This window comes from Lentzea sp. NEAU-D7 (genome assembly GCF_026242055.1).
In the GTDB taxonomy this organism is placed as follows: domain Bacteria; phylum Actinomycetota; class Actinomycetes; order Mycobacteriales; family Pseudonocardiaceae; genus Lentzea.
Genome location: NZ_JAPJDL010000004.1, coordinates 190,517 through 211,548, shown reverse-complemented (window position 1 = coordinate 211,548; position 21,032 = coordinate 190,517). Strand labels below are relative to the sequence as shown.

Sequence of the window (21,032 nt, the reverse complement as noted above, 5' to 3'; positions counted from 1 at the left end):
ATCAGTGCACACCGGACATCAGTCGCCGGATGAACGGGCTGGCCACCGCGATCAGCACACCGAACGCCACCGCGGTGCCACCGACGATCGCGAAATAGGTGGCCTCGTTGTCGACGCTGTAGAGCGATGCGAGCGATCCCGCGGTGGCTGTGCCGAGCGCGATGGACAAGAAGTTCAGCGCCACCATCTGCGTGTGGAAGGCTTTGGGCGCCAGCTTCGTGGATAGTGACAACCCGACCGGTGACAACGACAGCTCCGCGATGCTGAACACCAGCAGGATGCCCACCAGCGCCAGCAACGGTGTCGTGTTGCCTCGTTCGCCCGCCATCGGCAGGAACATCAGGAACGCCAGGCCCATCAGCGTGGTGCCGAGAGAGAACTTGATCGGCGTGGACGGCTGCCGCGTACCCAGCTTGGTCCAGAGTGCGGCGAACACGCCCGCCAGCAGGATGATGAAGACAGGGTTGATCGAGTTGGCCCACGCCACCGGCATCTGCCAGCCGAACAGCGACCGGTCGAGCCGTTGGTCGACGTAGATGGCCACGACGGTGAACTGCTGCTGGAACAACGAGAAGAACACGAAGCTTGCCAGGAACATGGGCACGAAACTCCAGACCCGCTTGCGTTCCGTCGCGGTGATCCTCTTGCTGGAGAGGATCACCGCGAAGTAGGCGACGGCGGCGATCACGATGACGACGATCGTGACGTTGGCCAGGTTGGCCAGGGTGATGACCTCGGTGAGCACCAGCACGACGACGGCGGTGATCGCCGCGACGGCCACGACGGCGGCCAGCAGCCGTTTCGACGCGGGCAACGGGTTGGGTGCCGCGCTCTCCTCGGGCGCGAAGTTCTTCCGCCCCAACGTGTACTGGATCAGTCCTGCGGCCATGCCGATCGCCGCCAGCCCGAATCCGTAGTGGAATCCGAGTTCCTTCTGGGCCAGGCCCGTCAGCAGAGGCCCGGCCAGCGCACCGAGGTTCACACCGAGGTAGAACAACGAGAAGCCAGCATCCCTGCGGGGATCGTCCCTGTCGTACAGCGAACCCACCAGTGAGGTGGCGTTCGCCTTGAGGCCACCGCTGCCGAGCGCGACCGCGCACAACCCGACACCGACACCCGCGAAGCCCGGCAGCAGCGCGAGAGCGACATGGCCGAACATGATCAGAACCGCGCTGAAGAACAGCACGCGTTCCGAACCGAGCAGTCGGTCGGCGGCCCAGGCGCCGGCGATGGTCGACAGGTAGACCAGCCCACCGTAGGCGCCGACGATGCTCGTCGCGGTGGCCTCCGACAGCCCGAGACCGCCCTCGGACGCGGCGTAGTACAGGTAGATCGTGAGAATGCCCTGCATCCCGTAGAACGAGAACCGCTCCCACATCTCTACGCCGAAGAGGTTCGCCAGCCCTCGCGGGTGACCAAAGAACGTCCTACCCTTCGTGTCTCGGGAAACGCTCATCGCCGCGTCTCCGTCGAGGGGGCCGCCGGTCGGCTGACGGGCGGCGCGCTGTCCGAAGCCGGGCATTGTCGCGGGTGCCTGGAGCCGACTGCTTCGGAGGCGACCTCCACCGGGACGTCGAGTGTGGTGCTGCCGGCTCGCTCGAACTCGAAGGTGACCGCGACATCAGTGCCCGCGCGCACCTCGTGGGTCAGGTCGATCATCTCCAGGTGGTAGGCCAGCAGTGCTCCGCTCAGCCGGGCAACCCCGCCGTCGGCCAGCAACGGAAGACGCTCCACCGGCTCTGTCCTGCCGTCGCACTGGGTGTCCCAGTGCATCACGATGTCCTGGGCGGCATCGCTTCGAACGTCGATGAGCGCATCCGCCTCCCCGGCACGGTTGAACACCGCGAACTGCACCACTGCGTTCGCACCCTGCTCGTAGCCGTCTCCACCCGGTGGCGTCACGTGGATGTTGCGCAGCAGAACATCACCGACCTCGCCGTTTGCGCCGATCGTTCCGCTCTGCAGCACACGTTGAGGTTCGCCGCACGACGCGAGCACGAACATCAGCGTGACAACCGTGCCGATCAAAAGCTTCATGCGGTTGGCCTCCGTCTCAGCGCATGCGAGCGGTGATGGTGACTTCAAATGCGTGTCGTTGTCCTGCACGAACAACGGTCACCCTCACGTGCTGGCCTGGTTCAGTCAGGCGCAGAGCTTCGAGCAGGTCTCCAACGGCGCTCGCCGGCGTCCGCCGCCATCACGACCACTGCCGTTCGACAGACCTGCTCGTTGTTCATCGCGACCTCTGCTCGCTCGAGCAATCACGACCTTGCGTACGGCTACCCGTCACCACGCCCAGAGCACTTCGGAACGGCACAACAATCAGGTAACCCGTCGCTGTCGCACCTCGGCGGAACCGTCCACATCAGACCCTAGGTTACGACTCGTCGGCCAGCGCTTGCGGCGGTACCAGGCGACGAGCAGCGCGAGCACAAGCCCGGCGATCGTCAGGGCGACCAATGCGATGTACGCGTCATTCGGGCCTCGGTTGATCGCCACGAAGAGCAGCCCCACCAGGAAGGCAAGCACCACCAACGCCGCGATGATCTTCGCCTTGACCAGGCTTCGGCCCGGAGGCAACTCGTCCGGCATCCTCGTTCGCCCTTCCTAGAGAAAGTCGACCGTTCACGACCGTTCGTCCTGCTCGATCTGGAAGTACTCGCGGTGCACCCCAGCCCGGAATCGACACATCGAAGTCGAAGGCCATCGCACCGAGCAAATGCGTCCATCAGTCCGTCACACAGTCCTCGTTGAACTGACAGGTACGTCGTTCAGCAGCAACGCCATCGCCGGGCAAGCCGCACTGCGAGGTTCATGAACACGGCCAGACCACACTGAACGAGTACCGCGACGGCTGGCTGTGACACCCCTGGAGGACAAGGGTTCACTCGATTGTGACCTGGTGCCGAACGAAGCTCACCGAATCTGGATTCCATGCGGCGAGCCAAGGCTCAGATGCCTTGCCGGAACCGATGGGCGCCGTTACAGCAGCGACGAGACAAGAGCTCAGGCCACGAGCGAGCAAGAGGGATCATGTCGAAGCTCGTTCGCCAACTGATGCCTGGCCGGGCGCGCTGCTGTGCAGGCCTTGGCACCAGTGCACTGGAGTCGCCGGTCGACCCGCACATGGAGCCGGCCTCAGATCCGGGTGTTGTCGGCTCCGGGCCGGACAGGACCGACCTCGAGGAACGGGCCGCCGAGCGGCGGCGCGCAAGTTGTGGCGGTGTGGCCGACGAACTCAGGTTCTGTGGCGTTCGGCGGGTAAACCCGCAAGCCGCCGGCCTGCACCTCTTCACAATCCGGTGTTTTCTGCGGCGCACTGGACAGGAACAGGGCCGCGGATGCCGTCGCGCCAGGCTTCAGGGTCACCACCGGCCCGTCGACGTGGCGCTGCGCCGGCAACCCGATCTGCTCGCCGCCCTGACCGGTGACGTAAGAGACACCAGGTGCACCGTGCAATGTGCACGGCTGGCCGGCGGTGTTGGTGAAACGCAGCGGCACATGGATGCCCTGCATGTCGTTGTTGCCAGGACCAAGGTGCACGCGCAGATCAGCGGTGAGGCACCGATTTGCGCTCTCGCTATCACGTAGGGCCTCGGCCTCCACCTCGCCTGAGGTGGTGGGTGTGCCGACCGGATCGCCTGCAGTGGCGCCACCGCACGCGGTCGACGCCGCGACTGCCAGGGACAACGCGGCTGCCGACAATCCCTTTCGAGTATATTTGCGAAACATTTGGGTCGCTCCCATCTTCGCTACCGGGTTCCCCTTCGGGCGTACCCGTTCGCCCTGTCAGCTCCCGGTCCGTCAGCTACTCGCAAGGTCAGACCACCTGATCGAGTTCGATATGGATCAACCATCGCCCGTGCGTTTCGTCCGGTGGGTAGGGGCCGCCGCGGGCAGAAGTTGCTGGGCGCGTCGGCGTGCAGCCCTGTCATCGCGTTGATCGAAGCGCGAGCGGGCGACGTTCCGCCGTCGAGGTTGCCAGTCGGATACAAACTCGGGCCGCTGGCATTTCACAGTCGGGGCGAGGTGCCGGGCTGTCGTGGAACACCTGTACCGCGCCTGCGTAGTCCCATTGTGGCGCTCAGAGCGCGGTGAACTTGTGCTCCTCCTTCGTGTCCCGTCTTGTCGATCAGCGGTCCCGGATACCTGCGGCTGTTGATGTCGACAAGATCGGAGAGCGCTTCTTCGCGGAGCGTGCCATCATCGTGAACGCCCGATCCGCAGCTGCTGGCGCGTCTTGCTTGTTGCCCGATGTTCGGTGCACGCGGCAAGTGCGTGCCGACGGGACGCCGGCGCATGCTGGCCATCGAACTCACCCGTTCAGGCCGCTGCCCCAATCTCCAGACTTCGCAAGCGGGAGTCGCCGTTCCTCGCCGCAGTGCTTCGTCGAATTGGCGCACGGCGTCCCTGCGGGAGCAGGGACTGAATCTTGCGATCTCCTTGCAACGGTGGCAGCGCAGGGCGCCGTTCACTCCACTGCGCTTCGCCCGAGCGCGGCTGGGTAGACCTGGGCATGTTCTTCGATTCATGGACCGGGCTGCTGCGGGTGGTGATCGTGGGCGCATGCGCCTATGCGGCGCTGGTGCTCCTGCTACGGCTCGCGGGCAAGCGAACCTTGGCCAAGATGAACGCCTTCGACTTGGTGGTGACGGTGGCTCTCGGTTCCACCCTGGCCACCGTTCTGCTCACTTCCGGCGTAGCGCTGGCGGAGGGGGTCCTGGCGTTGGGGCTGCTGATCTGCGCGCAGTTCGCCGTCGCTTGGACCTCGGTGCGCGTACCACTGGTCCGCCGAGCGGTGAAGGCAACTCCGACCCTGCTGGTGTGGCGGGGCCGTTTACGCGCCGAGGCGATGCGCGACCAACGTGTCAGCCACGCCGAGGTGCTCCAAGCTGTGCGGGCGCAAGGACAGGGTGGCCTCAACCAAGTCATGGCTGTCGTCCTGGAAACCGATGGCAGCTTCAGCGTCATTCCCCTGAGCTCGGCGGGAAACCTAGATGCCCTCGAGAACGTACCCGACGTGCCGAAGTCCTGAACTGTCGCAAGTGGACTTTCTCGACATATCCACACCGTTGTGCGGAGCTCGTTCTGCGAGCAGTCGCTTCAACATCTGCACCACGGGGATCAACGGCCGCGTGCAGAGCATGACGCTCGCCCGCCCAGGCCGTGTCAAGGTGCTGCAGAATTCCCCAGACCTGAATTGCCGTCGCATGCTTGCCCCGCGGCGCGCGACCTTGCCGCGTTCGTCACGAGCGGGCCCACGACGCGGCGGCGACGACGATGACCTGCTCCGGCTCGTCGGCAACGAGGCCGCCGACGGTCTGGCGAGCCCCTGAACCGCCGAATCCTGGGGTACCCCAGGATTCCTCAGATGAGCAAGCGAGACGAGTGTCCACTCGCCGGGTCAGGGCGTCAGCGCTGGCCGGACTCCCTCGTCTGGTGGGTCAGAACCGCCACCGGGCATGAAGCGCGGTCGATAACCGCGTGGCTGACCGAGCCCATGAACGCCCGGCGAACCGCGCCCTTGCCGTGGCTGCCGACGACTAACAGGGACGCGTCGGCGGACGCGGAGAGCAATCCATCCACCACAGGGCCACCGACGGACATCAATTGGTGCCGAACGCCTGGGTACCGCTGTGCACAGGCGGCCAGCTCCGTGCCCACCGGGCCCAAGTCCTCGCGCAGCAACGCCTCGTCGTGGGTCTTCACGGGCTCGACCACGGTAGTGACCTCTCCGTCGGCGGCGTGCAGGACCACGACCTCGGCGGCATGTCGGGCGGCGAATCCGAAGGCGAACCGGAGAGCCCGCCCGCTGACAGGGGATCCGTCCACTCCGACTACCACCGGTCCGTCGTCACGCCTGCCGTCGACCGCGACCTCATCCCGGACGACGACGACCGGCCATGGGCACGACCGTGCGAGTCGCTGCGCGGTGGACCCGAGCAGGAACTCGGCCACACCGCCGTGGTCGGAGTGGCCGACCACCACGAATGCCACCCGATCCGCGGCCAAGATCACCGCGTCCGCCGGATCACCCGAGAAGATCTCGGTGTGCACGTCGACACCGGCAGTCTGGCGGCAGTGTTCGGCAAGCCCTTCGAGCATGTCCCGCGCCCATCGCCGCATCGGCTCCTCGGTGACGCCCGGTTCCATGGCACCGATGCCCACAGGGGCATGCAGGTGCGCACTGGTGTAAACCGGCCACTGCATGGCGTACACCAGCAGCAGCGGTTTGCCGAAGATCGCCGCCTGCCGTGCAGCCCACCGGGCAGCCCGCTCCGACGGCTCCGTTCCGTCCACGCCGACGACGATCGCGCTATCGTTCGACACCTCCATGATTCTCCTTCCCGTCCGTCAACTCGACGATGTGGTGGTCTCTGACCGTGTGGACACGCCCTGTCGCACCTCGTGCGCGACCAGGAACTCTTCGTCGTAGTAGGTGTTGTCGAGCAGCCCGTAGCGGTGGCGTTGGTCGGCCAGGTGGAACTGCTCCACGATGTGGCTCACTTGGAAGTCATCGCCCTCTCTGACGGCATCCGCGTTCTCGGTGGAGAGCACGAGCAGCGGCTCGTCGCCGTACTTGCTCCCGCCGAACACGAACGACTTCTGTCCGAGCACCTCGGTGAGGACGGCGTTGACGATCAGCCCGTCGCCGGCGAACGGGTCCGAGCCGAAGTACTCGCGTTGTTCGGTACCCGCGGCGCCGGTGATCTGCTGCGCAGCGCTGTCGTCCTGGGCAGGGTCGCCGGCGTAGGCGACGGCGCTGAACAGCAACAGCGCTGACGCGCCCATCACGAGTGCGTTCGACCTGCCGAGACCTCCGACCTGGCCAGCACGCACGATGAATTCCTCCTGCCTCCATGTCGCCACGCCGCTCAACTCTTCTGCAGGTTTCCTTGGCTGCGACGGCTGACGACCACCAGCGAACCGACTGGCGGCATCCGGTGCTCACAACAGCACGACGTCGGAGTTGATGACCAAGAAGCCGACCAAAACGGTGACGACAAGAGCGGACGCGAGTCGGTCACCCCACGCCTGCTCGATCTAGTCCAAGCGGCGCCCGTAGTCACGCTCGATCATCCTGTCCACCTTTGGTCTCCCAGTTCAGCGTGCTCGACATGCTCGGCGCGTCACCGTCAGCGATCGGTTTCCGTGGCACCGCACCTGGACAACGCGATGGCCAGGGGAACCCGGACCGCTAAGCCCGTGCGGGAAGGACTTGCTCCCGCTCAGGTTCGTTTCGTTTCACTCGTGTCCTCTGTCGGGTTCCCATAGGCCGCTACCAGAACCTTGCGACCACCTTTCGCCTGTCGGGCGTCCCGACGGATCGGCTGGCACACGGCGAGCACTGGCTAAGCACTCGGTGTGCCGGGCGGCGGCCGGCTGGCAGGCTGATCTCCTCAGCGTCCCCGCCGACAACGGTGGTGCCGGGTCGAGGTCGACGCGCGGACCGCAGTCAGACACCGCCCGGCGCTGTCAGCGCGTCGCGGGGAGTTGACACCTAGAACATTCGCGTTCGCTGGCGTGCCGGTGGATTGGTCTACGGCATCGGAGCCGCAGCCACCTGGCAGTGTCATGGTCACGCGCGACGCGGTGGTCGGGACCCGGTTGCGTTGGTCTCGCGGACATCGGTGACTGGCGTCCTCGGTGCAGGTCCATGGCAGGACCTCCCAAAGCGCCTCGATTTGGATGCAATCCGTCGGGCGATCGCAAGGTCCCCATCTCGATTGGCTGCCCGTCTGGCGGGTATCGCGAACCCGTGTCCCGTTCAGCACTCCCCGGTAGGCAGCCGGGAGAACTGGAGCTCTTCCGTGACGCTGGTGCTGGCTTTCGGTGTGGTGATGCTGGTCAGCGTCGCGTTGTCAGGGCTGGCGGCACGCACAGTGCTCTCGACGGCGTTGATGGTGCTCCTCGCCGGGGCTCTGCTGGGCCATGGCGGATTCAGCGTGGTGGAGATCCCCTCCGACAGCGGGTTCGTCTCGGCGCTGGCCGACCTGGCCCTGTTCACGGTGTTGTTCACCGACGGGCAGCGGGCCGGATTGCCCGCGTTGCGCGAGGGATGGCGTAGTTCGGGCAAGGCACTGGGCATCGGCATGCCGCTGGCCATGATCGGCATCGCGGTGCCCGCGCACTACCTGGCCGGCCTGGACTGGGCCACCGCTTTCCTGCTGGGTGCGATCCTGTCCCCCACTGACCCGGTTTTCGCCTCCGCGATCGTCGGCCGCGAGGACGTACCACTGCGGTTGCGGCGCCTGCTCAACGTCGAGTCCGGTCTCAACGACGGCTTGGCCCTTCCGTTCGTGCTTCTCTTCCTGGCTACGGCCTCGCACGAGACCGCGCACCCCGGCGAGATCGCTCTCGAACTCGTCCTCGGCCTGGTCCTCGGCGTCGCGGTACCCGGTCTCGTGGCGCTGGCACTGAGGTTGCCGCTCCTGGGCGCAGAACCCCGCCTGCAGGCGCTCGGGCCGCTGTCGGTGGGCATCGTCGTCTACGCGGCAGCGGATCTGACCCACGCAAACCCCTACCTGGCTGCCTTCGCTGCCGGTTCCACCATCGCGACCCTCACCCCGACTGCGGCCGAGCGGTTTGAGCACTTCGGCGATCTGCTGTCGGAGACCACCAAGTTCGGCGCGCTGCTCGTCTTCGGGGCGATGATCACCCCTGAAAGGTTGTCGCATCTGAGCGTCGGTGACTGGCTGGTCCCGGTGGTGGCGATCCTGCTCGTACGACCACTGTCGATCGCCCTCTCGCTGCTGCGCAGCAGGCTGAGCAAGCAAGAACGGGCGGCTGCAGCGTGGTTCGGGCCCAAGGGCTTCGCGTCGGTCGTCTACGGTCTGCTCGTCGTGCAGTCCGGCCTGCCCGAAGCCTCACACGTCTTCGACCTCGTCGCTGTCACCATCGCCCTGTCCATCGTCCTGCACTCCTCTTCGGACGTCCCGGTCGCCAAGGCCCTGCGGATCGAGCCACCTGACAACCTGCCCGCCGGCGGACCGGACAAGCCGGACGTCGGACGCACGCCCCCTGATTGATACGGTCGATCACCGCTGCCGGCACCCCTGTCCAGCGGTTGAGTTCACGGCCGGCACAGCGCGACGATCACTGGACCGGACCTTCGAGCAAAGCCCGTGACCAGGGCTGGCGGTCAGGCCGAACACGACCGTGTTCGCCACTGTGACAAGCACGACCGCAGCGAACAGACGCGGATCGGTCACTCCTTCTTGGACAGTCCGGACATGCTCGGTCCCGCGAGGCAAAGGACTTCATCGCGGAGCCATCGAGAACTTGCAGATGTGCAAGGCCAGCGGACTGCTAGCGATCTGGTTCCCGGCACGCCAGGCACCGAAGGCGAGCGCAGGATGGCGCTTGATCCGTTCTCGAGGTTCACGGTCAGCGAAGCGTGTACTCAACCTCGACGGGCCGAACATTCACCCACCGGCTTCGCCGAGCCGCAGACCAGCGCTGAGCCGTGTCGGCCGAACACGTTGAGTGTCAGGCGTGGTGCAGGCTGCGGCGCTGTCGGCCAGAGGTGATCCGGAGTTTCCGGAAGACCTTGCGCAGGTGGCAGTCCACGGTGGTGGGGCTGACCACGAGACTGACGGCGATCTCCTGGTTCGTGGCGCCGGCTGCGGCGAGGCGGGTGACGCGTGCTTCCTGGGCGGTCAGTGTTTCGTAGGCGTCGTCTGGTGCGGCAAGGCGTTCGGTGAGCTGCGCTCCGGCCGCGACCAGTTCGGCGCGGGTGCGGGCGGCGAAGGCGGTGGCACCGGCAGTGGTGAACGTGCGAAGCGCGGCGTGCAGTTGGGTTCGGGCGTCGGCGCGGCGCCGCTGACGGCGCAGTCACTCGCCGTACAGCAGTTGGGTGCGTGCTCGTTCCAGGGACAGCCGGGTGCCGTCGAGGTGGGTGAGGGCGGCGACGTAGTGCGGCTCGGCCTGCTGGGGATCTGCGAGCAGGGCTGCGCAGCGGGCGGCCAAGCCGTGCGCGGTGGCGTTGCCCGCGCCAGGCGTGCACGAGCACGTCCACCGAAGGGAAGGCCGGGGTTCCGGTCAGAGCCTCGTACACGTCGCGATAGTGCGCCCGGTGCTCGTCGGCTGCGGCGAGGTCGCCGATCAGCACGTCGTGGTGGGCTTGCCCTGCGAGTCCGATCGACAGCATCCGAGCGTCGCCCGCGTGCCCGAGTCCGGTGACCCGGTTCGCAAGTTCGCCCAGGGCGGCCTCGTCTCACAACTCGTGCGCGGCCAGCAGCGCGATCAGGCCAGAAAGTACGCGTTCCCAAGGGCGGGTCGCATGACTTGGACGACGAGCATCAGGAGCGGCATCTGCTGTGCTGTTCAGGTGGCGCGGCGACGCATCTCTGTCTGCGCGAGGTGTTCGAGGATGTGGCGTGACTCGGTCCGAAGGTTCTGGCGTAAGTGGACGAAGAGTCGGCAAGCCGGCGCGTCGGCTTTCAGGTGCATGTCAGCTCGTGGGCATTGGGACGGAGCGATCGGTGGATCCGAGTTGCTGGGAGACGCACTCGACATCTTCGACGACGACTGACCGGCAAGGCATCTCAGCACCACCGGTTGTCTCCCAGGGTGTTGTTCGTCGTACTGTTGCTGCTCGCATATGCGGCAACGTCGACGCCGCTGGTCGGCGGCGTCGGGGTGCGGTCGGCCATGTTGGTGATGCTCGGCATCGTCGTGACGGCGATCCTTCCGGCGCTGGTCACGATCCGCGCGTAGCGAAGCATACGAGGCAAGCGGTGAGCATCATCCGATCGGAGGATGCTCACCAAGCTGTCCAGCCAGCTCACCGGCTCGCACCGACCTGAACGTCTGGTCGATCTGCCGATGACATGCGGCGACAGTGACCCCTCTGAATGCGGGTGGTTCATCCGGGGTTTGCCTTGCGAACGTTCTTACGGCATCTTTATGGGTGGAGCGCCGGGAAGCCTGGTCGGCCCGTCCGTCACAACACGGTGACGAACGGATACACGACTTGAGGTGCCATGCCCCGGCTTCGATCATCCTCCTCCGCATGTTTCCTCCCCCTGTCGAGCAAGACGGGCCATCCGCCCGAACGCTGAACCGCGCGTTCTCCCGGCTTGGCGGGCACTCGGTTCGAGCTGCTCTTCTACTCCCGTCCTGCAAGGCGTTCACGCCACAGGACCGCTAGGGGTGAGGTGTGCCGTGGTTTTGATTCCCCGCATGATTCCGATGATCGACAGCCCACAAGTAGCTGTCGCTCTGGCCGCACGATGGCACCACGCTAGAGTGCTCCTGCTGGCCTCGATGGTGGGTCTTCCCGCGTTGCTCGTGTTGATCTGCCTGACGTTCGCGCTGTTTCCCCACCCGGCTGTCTCAGCGACGACATGGTCGGTGATTCCCGTTGTCGTGGCGGCCCTGTTGTCCGTAGCGCTTGTGGCGTGGCTGCGTCGCGACGGTCTCACCGATCCCGCCTCGTGGTTCCCCGCGACAGTGCTGATGACCGGCAGCCAACTCGTGTTCGGCGTGGTGCCGGGTTTCGGCGTGGCCCTGCGTTCGGCGACCGGGACCGCTGTGGCACTGAAAGCGTTGCTCGCCCTCGGGATTCTGAGCGCGGGATCGGCGTGCTCGCTCGCCCGGCGCGCGTGCCGTTCGTTGCTCGCGTCGCCGGTTGCCGAGCTCGGTTCCACTCCGCTCCAGCTGGTGTTCCGCAGTTCGTTGTCCCGCATCATCATCGGCACCGACCGAGTCGACTGGACCTGTCGCACCGCAGGTGGCCGGCTCGATGCGGGCGTGTCTTTCCGCAACCTCCACGACGTGAACATCACGATGGCAAGCGTGGACAAAGGCACATCGCCCGCCTTGGTGCTGCACACCTCGTCGGGCCGGTGGACGGTTCCCGCGCACGAGGCGGCGGCGATGTGTGCGCTGCTACGCAGACGGAAGACGCGGTGGGAACAGCGCGTCGAGGCTGCGATCGAGCAGGAACGCGCTCGGTACCACGAGATGATGCGACTGCTCGGCGCCGCGAAGGCGACTTCGTCCACTGACGACGGCTCCGTCTCGGTGACGGTGAACGCGGACGGGGTCACCACCGGCATCGCGTTGACCGAAGGAATTCAGGGGAAGAGCCCTCAGCTCGTCTCTGCGGATCTCATGGTGTGCATCGTCGAGGCGCACAGGATTGTTCGCAAGCAGGTCCAGCACCTCATGGTCGAGCGGTACGCGACAAAACAGAGGACGGAGGCGTTGCCCGCTCTTGCGCAGCAAGTCGCCGAGCTCGCCGCTTGAGCTCCGAAGTCCACAAAGGAGTGTGACTGCGTTGCCACGAAGCCGTTCGATCCCTGCTGACGCCGACACCGTGTTCCAGATCGCCGCCGACCTGGCGAACACGGCGTGGTTGCCACCAGGTGTCGAGACCGAGCTCTCGGGGCCGCGACTTCTGCGCCTGTGGTTCCGCGACCGGGATGTCGAGATGCCAATCATGATCGACTGGAAGCGACTGTGCGTCCAGTGGGGTTCCGACAGCGGTGCCGATTACTCGGGCCGGCTGCGGGTACTCCGGCTCGGCGACAACACGAGCGTGGTGTCGGTCGACCTGCACGTACCGCGCGGCGTGCGCAGGACGCGTGTCGACGCATGGATCGATGAAGCGTTGACGGCATTGGCCTCCGAGGTCCGCGCTGAGCTCGCGCCTGACTCCACGGAGGTCACATGACCAGGAAGACCGGCCCAGCGCCGCACAAGATGACTGCGGATGTGCCGGTGTTCGTTCAGGCACTACGAGATATCAGCCGGGCGAGAAGATCGCTCTCGGCCAAAGAACGGCGTGACCTGCACGACACGGGTGCCGACGCTGCGGCGCGCGGGGTGCCGCTGCGCGAGCTGATCAAGGGGTATCTCGAGGCGACAGGGCGAACCTGGGCCACCTTGCCCGGCGAGGACGCCGCAGCGAGCGCCGACGCGCTGAAACGAATTGGTGACGCCTTGTTCCAGGCGGCGGAGGATGCCGTCGGCGAGTTGACCAAGGGCTACGAGGAGAGCCAGCGCTGGACCCTGCGCCGCGATGAGTCGCTGCGTCACGAGTTCATCGACGACCTGCTCACCGGGCGCGACCTCGGCCAGCTCGCGGAACGCGCGGAGCGGTACGGGTTGCAGCTCGCCGGCACGAACGTCGTCGCAGCGGCATCCACGTCCGAGCCGTTCCTCGACTCGGGTACGGCGACCCCGAGTGTCCAGGCCGCCATGAGTCTGCGGTTCAGCTCCCGCCATGTGCTCGTGGCCGCGCGCGAAGGCCTCCTGGTGTGCGTGGTCCCGCACAACCTCGAAGGCGCGCCTGAGGAGTTCGCGCGTCAGGTCGGTGAGGTGGTGGGACGGACCTCCGCGTGGCGGGTCGGTCTCGGCCAGCCGCAGTCCGGTCCCGGAGGCGCGGTCCGCTCCTTCGAACAGGCCCGCAACGCCCTCGACCTCGCCGAACGGCTCAACCTGAGCGAGCGGCTCGTCAAAGCCGCCGATCTCCTGGTCTACCAAGTACTTCAGCGTGACAGCGCGGCACTCGGCGAACTCGTCACCGCCGTGCTCGAGCCGCTGCTGGGCGCTCGCGGAGGGGCTGAGCGTCTGATGGACACGCTGGAGGCGTACTTCGCTTCCGGGCGGGTGACGACCACTACCGCAAAGAATCTCGGCGTCGGCGTGCGCACAGTCACCTACCGCCTCGATCGGGTGCGCGAACTGACCGGCTACCGCGCCGACGATCCCGCCCAGGCGTTCACCCTTCAGGTGGCGGTGCTCGGTGCGCGCCTGCTCGGCTGGCCCCAGGCTGCGCCGATCCGCTGATTGCCGGGCACCGGCAGGCAACGGCGGTCCAACTGGCCGGGCGGACACCTGTCCGCCGGACAGGATCGGATCCACGATGAAGGGGAGACGTCGCACGTTCGAGGCGTACCTCCACCTAGGGAGGGTCGCACCATGGATCCCTGGCTCATCTGGTTGGTCATCGCGTTGGTGCTGGCCATCGCTGAGATCTTCACCTTCACCGCGGCACTGGGCATCCTCGCCACCGCGGCTGTCGCCACGGCGGGGACGGCGGCGATCGGTCTGCCGCTTCTTGGCCAGCTCGTGGTGTTCAGCGTCGTGTCCACCGCCGGTGTGGTGCTCATCAGGCCCTGGGCGCGGCGAATGATGCTGCAGCCGCGGCTCGAACGGTTCGGCGTGGAAGCGTTGGTCGGCGCTTCGGCCTACGTGCTCCGCGAGGTGAACGGCCACGAGGGCCTCGTGCGCCTCCGTGGCGAGGACTGGACGGCCCGTCCGTACGACGAGTCGCTCGTCATCCCCGCCGGAAGCACGGTCGACGTTCTGCACATCGATGGCACCACCGCCGTCGTCTATCCACGGGAGTGAGTCCATGTCCACATTGCTCGTCGCCGGACTCGTGCTCGCGATCTTCGCGGCGTTCACGGTCCTGCGCGCCGTGCGCATCGTGCCGCAGGCCCGAGCGCGCAACGTCGAACGTCTAGGCCGCTACCAGCGCACCCTCAAGCCCGGTCTCAACTTCGTCATCCCTTACATCGACCGCGTCTACCCGGCGATCGACCTGCGCGAGCAGGTGGTGTCCTTCCAGCCGCAGCCGGTGATCACCGAGGACAACCTGGTCGTGGAGATCGACACGGTGCTGTACTTCCAGGTCACCGACCCCCGCGCCGCCGCCTACGAGATCGCCAGCTTCCTGCAGGCGGTCGAGCAGCTCACGGTCACCACCCTGCGCAACGTCGTCGGGTCCATGGATCTCGAGAAGACCCTCACCTCACGCGACACGATCAACAACCAGTTGCGCGGTGTGCTCGACGACGCGACCGGTAAGTGGGGCCTGCGGGTCAACCGGGTGGAGATCAAGGCCATCGACCCGCCGCAGAGCATCAAGGAGGCGATGGAGAAGCAGATGCGGGCCGAACGCGACAAGCGGGCCGCGATCCTGAACGCCGAAGGGCAGCGGCAGTCGCAGATCCTCACGGCCGAGGGCGACAAGCAGGCCGCCGTGTTGCGCGCCGAAGGAAACCGGGCCGCCACGATCCTGAAGGCGGAAGGCGAGTCCCGCGCGATCGACCAGGTCTTCCAGTCGGTGCACCGCAACGACCCCGACCCGAAGCTGCTCGCCTACCAGTACCTGCAGATGCTGCCCAAGCTCGCGGAGGGTCCCGGTAACACGTTCTGGGTGATTCCGAGCGAGGTCACCACCGCACTGCAAGACGTCTCGAAGGCGTTCTCCGATGTGCTGCCGCGATCGGCGGCCGCCGCCAAGCCTGACGAAGCCGTCGAGGCTGCCGCGGCACAGGCAGAGAAGGACGTGGCCCGGGCGAGCGAGGCCGCTGCCGAAGCGGTCGCGGACGCGGCAGAAGCCGCCGAACCGGTGAACGCGCGGTCCGCGCTGCGACCGGAACTGGCGGATCGCTGAGCAGGCGCGAATAGTCGATGTGGCGGGTTGGGGAGGTGCGTGACAATGGGATTGGCCGAGGACGAGCAGCGCGAACTGGACGACATCGCGCAACGTCTCGCCGAGGACGATCCCACGTTCGCAGCCAAACTCGCCACAACGCCGCCACCGCATCGCCTGCTGCCGCCGCGTGTGCTGAGGCTGATCGGCCTGCTGCTGATCTACGCCGTTGGCCTGGTGGTGGTCATCACGGGCGTGTCGCTGTCATCGACCGTGCTGATCGCGATCGGCGCGGCGGTGACCGCGTGCGGCCCGGTGGTCGTCATCGTCCAGACGTGGCGGAACCGCGGGACATCAACCTGATCCGTTCCGGACAAGATCACATCGACAGGCCCGCTGCCTGATCGTGAGGTACGGTCGGACCGTTGCCGTGACGAGCGGCATGGTGTGCCGGGAAGTCTGGTCGGCGTTGCGGCCGACGACACCCGGAGTGAGCTGTGGAACCCGTGAAGACCCGGCTGTTCAGCCGCGCGTCCTGGCCCGAGACCAAGCGCATCGCCGACCTGCTCCGCCTGGAGACCGTCGGCGGCGTCATCATGCTGATCGCGGCAGTGGTGGGCCTGGTGTGGGCCAACTCGCCGTGGGCATCGATCTACGAAACCCTGCGCACCGTCGAGATCGGCCCTGAATCGCTGCACCTGCGCCTCAGTCTCGCCGAATGGGCCTCCGACGGCCTGCTGGTCATCTTCTTCTTCGTCGCCGGCCTGGAACTCAAACGCGAGTTCGTCGCCGGCGACCTGCGCGATCCCCGCCGCGCCGCCGTCCCGATCGCGGCTGCATTCGGCGGCGTCCTCGTCCCGGCGTTGATCTTCGTCGCGATCAACCTCGGAGGCGGCCCCGCGTTGTCCGGCTGGGCCATCCCCACCGCTACCGACATCGCGTTCGCGCTCGCGGTGCTCGCGGTCATCGGCAGGTGTCTGCCTTCCGCGCTGCGCACGTTCCTGCTGACCCTCGCCGTTGTGGACGACCTGATCGCCATCGTGATCATCGCCCTCTTCTACACCGACGACCTGTCACTGGTGCCGTTGCTGCTGATGTTCGTCCCGCTGGCGTTGTTCACCGTGCTCGTGCAGCGACGCGTCCGGTCGTGGTGGCTGCTGATTCCCCTCGCGGTGGCGACGTGGGCACTCATGCACGCCTCCGGGATCCACGCAACCGTGGCGGGCGTGCTGCTCGGATTCGCCGTGCCGGTGATCCGCAAATCTGGCGAGGGCCCCGGCCTGGCCGAGATCTTCCAGCACCGGTGGCAGCCTCTGTCCACCGGTGTGGCCGTTCCTATCTTCGCCTTCGCCGCCGCCGGCGTCTCGATCGGAGGCCTGAGCGGTTTCGTCACCTCGCTCACCGACAGCGTGACGCTCGGCATCGTTCTCGGGCTGCTGCTGGGCAAACCGATCGGCATCACCGCGGCCACCTGGCTGGTCGCGCGGTTCACCAAGGCCGATCTGGACGACGACCTGGCCTGGATCGACGTGGTCGGCCTGTCGATTCTCGCCGGCATCGGGTTCACCGTCTCACTCCTGATCAGCGAACTGTCGTTCGGCGAGGGCAGCGCCGACTACAGCAACGCCAAGGTGGCCGTGCTGCTGGGCTCGGTGCTGTCCGCGCTGATCGCGACCGTGATCCTTCGCGTGCGCAACAGGGTGTACCGCCGGATCCACGAGGAAGAGACTCTCGACGCGGACAACGACGGCATCCCGGACGTGCATCAGCAGGCAACGAATACGAGAAGCAGTGCGGCAGCAAGGAATCGCGGTCCCGCAGACGGCTGACAACGCACCAGGATCTGGACGGCGCTCAGTTGGTCGGTCATCGGTTATCCTTCCTTCCCAGGTGTGCCGGGAAGTCTGGTCGGCGGCTGATCTGCCGCTCCGCCATCCAGGAGTTGCTTTGGATTCACACACCGTCTTGATCGGCTACGGCGAGCGTGGGCAGCGGGTGCTCGGAGCGATGTTCGGGCCCCAGCTCGGGTCCCTGGCCGTGATCGACACCGATCTTGCTCGCGCCAACCTCGTATCGCAGCGTGGGGCCCGGTCTGTGCTCGGCAACGGCACCGATGTCACCGCGTTGCGCGAAGCCGACGTCCCGCGCGCGACACGGGTGATCGTTACGGTAGCGGACGACGCTGTCGCCTTGCGCATCCTGTGCGCGGTTCGCTGGCTCAACGACCAGGCGATCGTGATGGTCGCCTTCCACGAGCCGCATTGGCGGGAAGTGGGGTTGTACCTCGGCGCTGACCGCGTCGTCGAGGACGCGTCGCCGCCAGACGACTGCACGTGCGAGCTCGAGGACCTGGTGTTCGTCGAGCGAGCCGTCCTGCGCAACGAGATCGGCCTGCGCCTGACTGAGTGCGCCCCTGAAGTACTCGCCGCCACGCGGGAGAACACACGCCACTGGCGTGATCAAGCCGAGCCGCACGTGCTGCGCGAGGGAGACCTGCTCCTCGAAGTCTGCGCCGAACAGCCCTGAGCGCTCTTCAGCCGTCCTCGACGCCCAACATCGGCCACGTCCACTGCCGACTCAGCTCACCGCCTGGCCGGGCGTGAGTCAGTTCGTTCCCAGTACCCACAGTTCTTGGCGACGGTTCAGCAGTTCGGTGACGAGCACCGCGTCGTGCACAGGGATGAGCCACTCGTCGTTCATGGAGGTCAACAGGACAGCCGGCCCTGCTTGGGCGTACAACGTGATGCCTCCGGGCAGAACGGTCCACGGCCGCAGCACGGGAACAGCTGGCAAGGTCACCGGCAACACGCGGATGAGTTCGCGGAACGGAACCGAGTTGTCCAACCGCGAACCCCGACCAAGGCCCGCGTACAAGCGCACGGTCCACTCGACACGGTCATGATCGACCACGATCTGAGCCGACACGAGTTCAGGGCCGCTGACCGCGGCCCGCACGTCGAGCGGCAAGCGCACATCAGCTGATCCGAGCTCGGCGATGAGCGGCTTGAGAAGAGCTCGGCTCGCGCGATGAGCTGCCACGCAGGTCGCGGCCGCGACACTCCAGCTGCCGAAGAACAAGACGGTCGGCCCGGTCAGCTCGTCATGTGTTCTGCCGGTGGCAATGCCATACCCGGGGATCGCGATGGACAGTTGCTGCGCTCCCACTGCGATGGCCGCGGCGGGCAACCATGACGACGGGTCGAGAGGTGTCTGGCGGCGGAGCCAGTGGCGCAGTGCCAGTGCTGCGACAGCAATCGGCACCAGCGCAATCGCCGCCGACGAAATGATTCCACCACCTGCCAGCAGGACGATCGCCGTGCAGGGCAGGAACTGCAACGCCGGCAGGAACACGGAGAACGCTGTGACGTACCGCTGGCTGCGCGACCACCGTTCGCGCAACACCGCTTCCGCATCAGGGCTCATGGTGGCCCCGTCGCTCAGTGTTGTCGGAAGGTGTGCCGAACCACAGCCACAGCAAGCTGAAGCCGGCGACGGCGAGTCCTAGGGAGTCCGTCCAGTGACCTGTGAACTCGCCGTCGAACCACACCAACGCCCAGCCGAGGACAGCGGGCAACTGCACGTACCAGTGACGCCGCGGGATGGCGAAGAAGGACAGCATCACCAGCGCCGCCCACACGAGGGTCAGGTTCGGCGATCCCATCAGGCCTGCTCGCGCTCCTTTCGGTCGTCTGGCCTGCCTGTGGGGAGCCCGTCCGGAGGCTCGAAACTCAGGGCCTTGGCCACGGGCACGTCCGTCGAGGAGTGCAGCACGATCGACAAGGCGATGGTGATCGCCACCAGGTCGAACACGTGCTCACCGGTCGGGATCCCGGCTTGCAGGACGAGAAGCCCGTAGACCACCGACGCGAAGCCCTTCGGGCCGAACCATGCTGCGGCGGAACGTTCGCGTGCGGGCAGGGGTGTGCGCAGAAGCGACAACATCATCGCCGCCGGGCGCACGAGCAGGATCGCGATGACCGCGACCGCCCAGTCCCCCACGGTCAGGTGCGAGAGGCGTTCCGGTGTGATCAGCGCGCCGAAGACGAGCAGCGCCGCGAACTTCGTGATCTCCGACAGCAGGTCACCGAAGTGCTCGAAGTGCTCTGCCGCGACACGGTCCAGGGTGGCGATGGTCGACCCGGCTGCGAACGCGGCGAGGTAGGGGTTGGCGTGCGTCAGGTGGCAGGCCGCGTACAGCATGACCGCGATGGCCAGGGGCCCCAGTGCTTGCAGCCGCGGTTCGGCGGTGAAGATCCGCAGCCGCCACGACAGCACGACGACGGCGGGGATCACGACGCCCAGAGCGAGCCCTGCGACCAGTTCGATGCCGATCGTGGCGAAATCGGTGTCCTTGTTGGCGGCCGTGGCCAGGAAGATGAGCACGAACGGCAGCGCGAGACCGTCGTTGAGTCCGGACTCGACGTTGAGCAGGCGCCGCAGCCGCGCGGGTACGTCGGTGCGGCCCACGATCGCGGAGGCGAACACGGGGTCGGTCGGCGAGAGGATCGCGCCGATCAGGAACGACGTCGTCCAGTCCAGTCCGGTGAGGAAGTGCGTCGGCACGGCGATGCCGACCATGGTCAGCGGCATGGCCAGGCCCAGCGCCCTGCCCGAGAGCCGCCACCCCTGCTTCAGGTCGGGCAAGCCTGCCCGCTGACCGTCGGTGAACAGGACGGTGAAAAGCGCGAGATCAGCGAGAACTGTGACGAACCCGCTGTTGGACGGGATGTCGACCAGCCCGAGGCCACCTTGGCCGATCAACGCTCCCGCCACCAGGAACATCAACGCCGTCGACAGGATGGTGCGGGCGGCGAGACCGGACAGCGAGACGCTGATCAGCAGGACTACACCGAACGCCAGAACCAGCGCCATCAAAGAACTCCGCCCACGTCGACCAGGCCCACCACGAGTTCGTGATGAGCGTTGCCGACCAGACTTCCCGGCGCACCGCGCGCCAAGATGCCGTAAAGCTCCGAGCAAAGCAAACCGACTGGCCTGGACGCGGACTAAACAGACGTTCAATAATCAGAACATGCGTTCAGTCTCCGATCTGACGGCACGGGCTCGTATCCGTGACGCGGCACTCGCCCGGTTCGGCACCGACGGCATCGCGGGCACGTCGGTCCGCGCGGTGGCCGCGGATGCCGGGATCTCGCCCGCGCTGGTGGTGCACCACTTCGGCTCGAAGGACGGACTCCGGCAGGCTTGCGACGACTACGTCCTCGACTCGATCCGCAGCGGCGGTGAAGCGGCCTCCGAGGCTTTGGGAGAGGTGCTGCAGGCGGCGACACCGGTCCGGCGTTACCTGGCGAGAGCGTTGCTCGACGACACCCCGGCGGCCCGTGCGCTGTTCGCCGAGATCGTCGAACGCACGGAAACGTGGCTCGAGACCGGTGAGGCTGAGGGCTGGGTTCGCACTTCAGCGGACGCACGAGCGCGAACGGTCACCTACGTCTCGTGGTTGCTGGCACCGCTGGTGCTCGGCGATCACGTCGGCCGGCTGCTGGGCGGCGACCCGGCCGAGACCGCGACAGCGGTACGTGGCGCTCGCGCCGGTCTGGAAATGCTGACCAACGGCCTGTTCGCCGACGACCGCTGGCTCGCCGCGTTCACCGCGATCGACGAGAGGAACAGTCGGTGA

Annotated in this window: 24 protein-coding genes; 13 read left to right on the top strand and 11 right to left on the bottom strand. The window is 66.6% G+C overall.

Features of this window, described 5'->3' with window-relative positions; translation table 11 throughout:
- Position 1: 1 nt before the first annotated feature.
- The 4 genes from ORI60_RS10950 to ORI60_RS10935 form a co-directional block, all read right to left on the bottom strand.
- Positions 2–1,456 carry a peptide MFS transporter gene (locus ORI60_RS10950; protein WP_266036862.1) on the bottom strand — a complete coding sequence of 485 codons (1,455 nt, stop codon included), beginning with the start codon at positions 1,454–1,456 and terminating at the stop codon, positions 2–4.
- Complete coding sequence (locus tag ORI60_RS10945) at positions 1,453–2,106, bottom strand: copper chaperone PCu(A)C (protein ID WP_266036860.1); 654 nt, start codon at positions 2,104–2,106, stop codon at positions 1,453–1,455. The genes ORI60_RS10950 and ORI60_RS10945 overlap by 4 nt, the downstream gene beginning before the upstream one ends.
- Before the next feature lie 216 nt (positions 2,107–2,322).
- Positions 2,323–2,592 carry a hypothetical protein gene (locus tag ORI60_RS10940; protein WP_266036859.1) on the bottom strand — a complete coding sequence of 90 codons (270 nt, stop codon included), beginning with the start codon at positions 2,590–2,592 and terminating at the stop codon, positions 2,323–2,325.
- Between the two features lie 546 nt (positions 2,593–3,138).
- On the bottom strand, positions 3,139–3,690 hold the full coding sequence (locus ORI60_RS10935) for a DUF4232 domain-containing protein (RefSeq protein WP_266036858.1): 552 nt from the start codon (positions 3,688–3,690) through the stop codon (positions 3,139–3,141).
- Between the two features lie 826 nt (positions 3,691–4,516).
- Here ORI60_RS10935 and ORI60_RS10930 point away from each other — a divergent pair.
- Positions 4,517–5,035, top strand: coding sequence for a DUF421 domain-containing protein (locus tag ORI60_RS10930; RefSeq protein ID WP_266036857.1), 519 nt, complete (start codon positions 4,517–4,519; stop codon positions 5,033–5,035).
- A gap of 10 nt (positions 5,036–5,045) precedes the next feature.
- Complete coding sequence (locus ORI60_RS10925) at positions 5,046–5,336, top strand: hypothetical protein (RefSeq protein WP_266036856.1); 291 nt, start codon at positions 5,046–5,048, stop codon at positions 5,334–5,336.
- Between the two features lie 76 nt (positions 5,337–5,412).
- Here ORI60_RS10925 and ORI60_RS10920 read toward each other — a convergent pair whose 3' ends face one another.
- Both ORI60_RS10920 and ORI60_RS10915 read right to left on the bottom strand, forming a co-directional pair.
- Positions 5,413–6,336 (bottom strand): universal stress protein, encoded by a 924-nt coding sequence (locus tag ORI60_RS10920; RefSeq protein WP_266036854.1) that lies wholly within the window; start codon positions 6,334–6,336, stop codon positions 5,413–5,415.
- An 18-nt stretch (positions 6,337–6,354) separates the two neighbouring features.
- A complete protein-coding gene (locus ORI60_RS10915) occupies positions 6,355–6,840 on the bottom strand; it encodes a hypothetical protein (protein ID WP_266036852.1) in 486 nt (161 codons plus the stop codon).
- A gap of 971 nt (positions 6,841–7,811) precedes the next feature.
- Here ORI60_RS10915 and ORI60_RS10910 point away from each other — a divergent pair.
- Positions 7,812–9,029 carry a cation:proton antiporter gene (locus ORI60_RS10910; protein WP_266036851.1) on the top strand — a complete coding sequence of 406 codons (1,218 nt, stop codon included), beginning with the start codon at positions 7,812–7,814 and terminating at the stop codon, positions 9,027–9,029.
- 460 nt (positions 9,030–9,489) lie between these two features.
- Here the strand turns inward: ORI60_RS10910 and ORI60_RS44735 are convergent, their stop codons facing one another.
- Both ORI60_RS44735 and ORI60_RS10905 read right to left on the bottom strand, forming a co-directional pair.
- On the bottom strand, positions 9,490–9,663 hold the full coding sequence (locus ORI60_RS44735) for a helix-turn-helix domain-containing protein (RefSeq protein WP_416234395.1): 174 nt from the start codon (positions 9,661–9,663) through the stop codon (positions 9,490–9,492).
- Positions 9,664–9,834: 171 nt separating this feature from the next.
- The gene (locus ORI60_RS10905; RefSeq protein WP_266036850.1) at positions 9,835–9,969 is read right to left on the bottom strand and encodes a hypothetical protein; all 135 of its coding nucleotides are present in this window, start codon (positions 9,967–9,969) and stop codon (positions 9,835–9,837) included.
- Positions 9,970–10,572: 603 nt separating this feature from the next.
- Between ORI60_RS10905 and ORI60_RS10900 the strand changes: the two genes are divergently transcribed.
- From ORI60_RS10900 to ORI60_RS10860, 9 genes are all read left to right on the top strand, one after another.
- Complete coding sequence (locus tag ORI60_RS10900) at positions 10,573–10,719, top strand: hypothetical protein (protein ID WP_266036849.1); 147 nt, start codon at positions 10,573–10,575, stop codon at positions 10,717–10,719.
- 465 nt (positions 10,720–11,184) lie between these two features.
- On the top strand, positions 11,185–12,252 hold the full coding sequence (locus ORI60_RS10895; RefSeq protein WP_266036847.1) for a hypothetical protein: 1,068 nt from the start codon (positions 11,185–11,187) through the stop codon (positions 12,250–12,252).
- A 22-nt stretch (positions 12,253–12,274) separates the two neighbouring features.
- A complete protein-coding gene (locus ORI60_RS10890; RefSeq protein ID WP_266036845.1) occupies positions 12,275–12,679 on the top strand; it encodes an SRPBCC family protein in 405 nt (134 codons plus the stop codon).
- The gene (locus ORI60_RS10885) at positions 12,676–13,797 is read left to right on the top strand and encodes a PucR family transcriptional regulator (RefSeq protein ID WP_266036843.1); all 1,122 of its coding nucleotides are present in this window, start codon (positions 12,676–12,678) and stop codon (positions 13,795–13,797) included. Before ORI60_RS10890 ends, ORI60_RS10885 begins: the two co-directional genes overlap by 4 nt.
- A 132-nt stretch (positions 13,798–13,929) precedes the next feature.
- Positions 13,930–14,361 (top strand): NfeD family protein, encoded by a 432-nt coding sequence (locus ORI60_RS10880; protein ID WP_266036841.1) that lies wholly within the window; start codon positions 13,930–13,932, stop codon positions 14,359–14,361.
- A 4-nt stretch (positions 14,362–14,365) separates the two neighbouring features.
- A complete protein-coding gene (locus tag ORI60_RS10875; protein ID WP_266036839.1) occupies positions 14,366–15,412 on the top strand; it encodes an SPFH domain-containing protein in 1,047 nt (348 codons plus the stop codon).
- A 45-nt stretch (positions 15,413–15,457) separates the two neighbouring features.
- Positions 15,458–15,754, top strand: coding sequence for a DUF3040 domain-containing protein (locus ORI60_RS10870; protein ID WP_266036836.1), 297 nt, complete (start codon positions 15,458–15,460; stop codon positions 15,752–15,754).
- 134 nt (positions 15,755–15,888) lie between these two features.
- Positions 15,889–17,220 (top strand): Na+/H+ antiporter NhaA, encoded by a 1,332-nt coding sequence (gene nhaA / locus ORI60_RS10865; RefSeq protein WP_266036834.1) that lies wholly within the window; start codon positions 15,889–15,891, stop codon positions 17,218–17,220.
- A gap of 136 nt (positions 17,221–17,356) precedes the next feature.
- A complete protein-coding gene (locus ORI60_RS10860; RefSeq protein WP_266036832.1) occupies positions 17,357–17,917 on the top strand; it encodes an NAD-binding protein in 561 nt (186 codons plus the stop codon).
- A gap of 78 nt (positions 17,918–17,995) precedes the next feature.
- Here the strand turns inward: ORI60_RS10860 and ORI60_RS10855 are convergent, their stop codons facing one another.
- Genes ORI60_RS10855 through ORI60_RS10845 form a run of 3 tightly spaced genes read right to left on the bottom strand, consistent with a single transcriptional unit; the run spans position 17,996 to position 20,263 of the window.
- On the bottom strand, positions 17,996–18,814 hold the full coding sequence (locus tag ORI60_RS10855) for a hypothetical protein (protein ID WP_266036830.1): 819 nt from the start codon (positions 18,812–18,814) through the stop codon (positions 17,996–17,998).
- The gene (locus tag ORI60_RS10850; protein WP_266036828.1) at positions 18,804–19,052 is read right to left on the bottom strand and encodes a hypothetical protein; all 249 of its coding nucleotides are present in this window, start codon (positions 19,050–19,052) and stop codon (positions 18,804–18,806) included. Before ORI60_RS10850 ends, ORI60_RS10855 begins: the two co-directional genes overlap by 11 nt.
- A complete protein-coding gene (locus ORI60_RS10845) occupies positions 19,052–20,263 on the bottom strand; it encodes a cation:proton antiporter (RefSeq protein ID WP_266036826.1) in 1,212 nt (403 codons plus the stop codon). Before ORI60_RS10845 ends, ORI60_RS10850 begins: the two co-directional genes overlap by 1 nt.
- A gap of 160 nt (positions 20,264–20,423) precedes the next feature.
- Between ORI60_RS10845 and ORI60_RS10840 the strand changes: the two genes are divergently transcribed.
- Positions 20,424–21,032 (top strand): TetR/AcrR family transcriptional regulator, encoded by a 609-nt coding sequence (locus ORI60_RS10840; RefSeq protein WP_266036824.1) that lies wholly within the window; start codon positions 20,424–20,426, stop codon positions 21,030–21,032.

What these genes read in the sequence shown, in the direction of transcription:
- ORI60_RS10950 (WP_266036862.1), bottom strand. Translation starts at nt 1,456, where the DNA reads ATGAGCGTTTCCCGAGACACGAAGGGTAGGACGTTCTTTGGTCACCCG.
- ORI60_RS10940 (WP_266036859.1), bottom strand. Translation starts at nt 2,592, where the DNA reads ATGCCGGACGAGTTGCCTCCGGGCCGAAGCCTGGTCAAGGCGAAGATC.
- ORI60_RS10930 (WP_266036857.1), top strand. Translation starts at nt 4,517, where the DNA reads ATGTTCTTCGATTCATGGACCGGGCTGCTGCGGGTGGTGATCGTGGGC.
- ORI60_RS10920 (WP_266036854.1), bottom strand. Translation starts at nt 6,336, where the DNA reads ATGGAGGTGTCGAACGATAGCGCGATCGTCGTCGGCGTGGACGGAACG.
- ORI60_RS10895 (WP_266036847.1), top strand. Translation starts at nt 11,185, where the DNA reads ATGATTCCGATGATCGACAGCCCACAAGTAGCTGTCGCTCTGGCCGCA.
- ORI60_RS10885 (WP_266036843.1), top strand. Translation starts at nt 12,676, where the DNA reads ATGACCAGGAAGACCGGCCCAGCGCCGCACAAGATGACTGCGGATGTG.
- ORI60_RS10880 (WP_266036841.1), top strand. Translation starts at nt 13,930, where the DNA reads ATGGATCCCTGGCTCATCTGGTTGGTCATCGCGTTGGTGCTGGCCATC.
- ORI60_RS10875 (WP_266036839.1), top strand. Translation starts at nt 14,366, where the DNA reads ATGTCCACATTGCTCGTCGCCGGACTCGTGCTCGCGATCTTCGCGGCG.
- ORI60_RS10870 (WP_266036836.1), top strand. Translation starts at nt 15,458, where the DNA reads ATGGGATTGGCCGAGGACGAGCAGCGCGAACTGGACGACATCGCGCAA.
- ORI60_RS10855 (WP_266036830.1), bottom strand. Translation starts at nt 18,814, where the DNA reads ATGAGCCCTGATGCGGAAGCGGTGTTGCGCGAACGGTGGTCGCGCAGC.
- ORI60_RS10850 (WP_266036828.1), bottom strand. Translation starts at nt 19,052, where the DNA reads ATGGGATCGCCGAACCTGACCCTCGTGTGGGCGGCGCTGGTGATGCTG.
- ORI60_RS10845 (WP_266036826.1), bottom strand. Translation starts at nt 20,263, where the DNA reads ATGGCGCTGGTTCTGGCGTTCGGTGTAGTCCTGCTGATCAGCGTCTCG.
- ORI60_RS10840 (WP_266036824.1), top strand. Translation starts at nt 20,424, where the DNA reads ATGCGTTCAGTCTCCGATCTGACGGCACGGGCTCGTATCCGTGACGCG.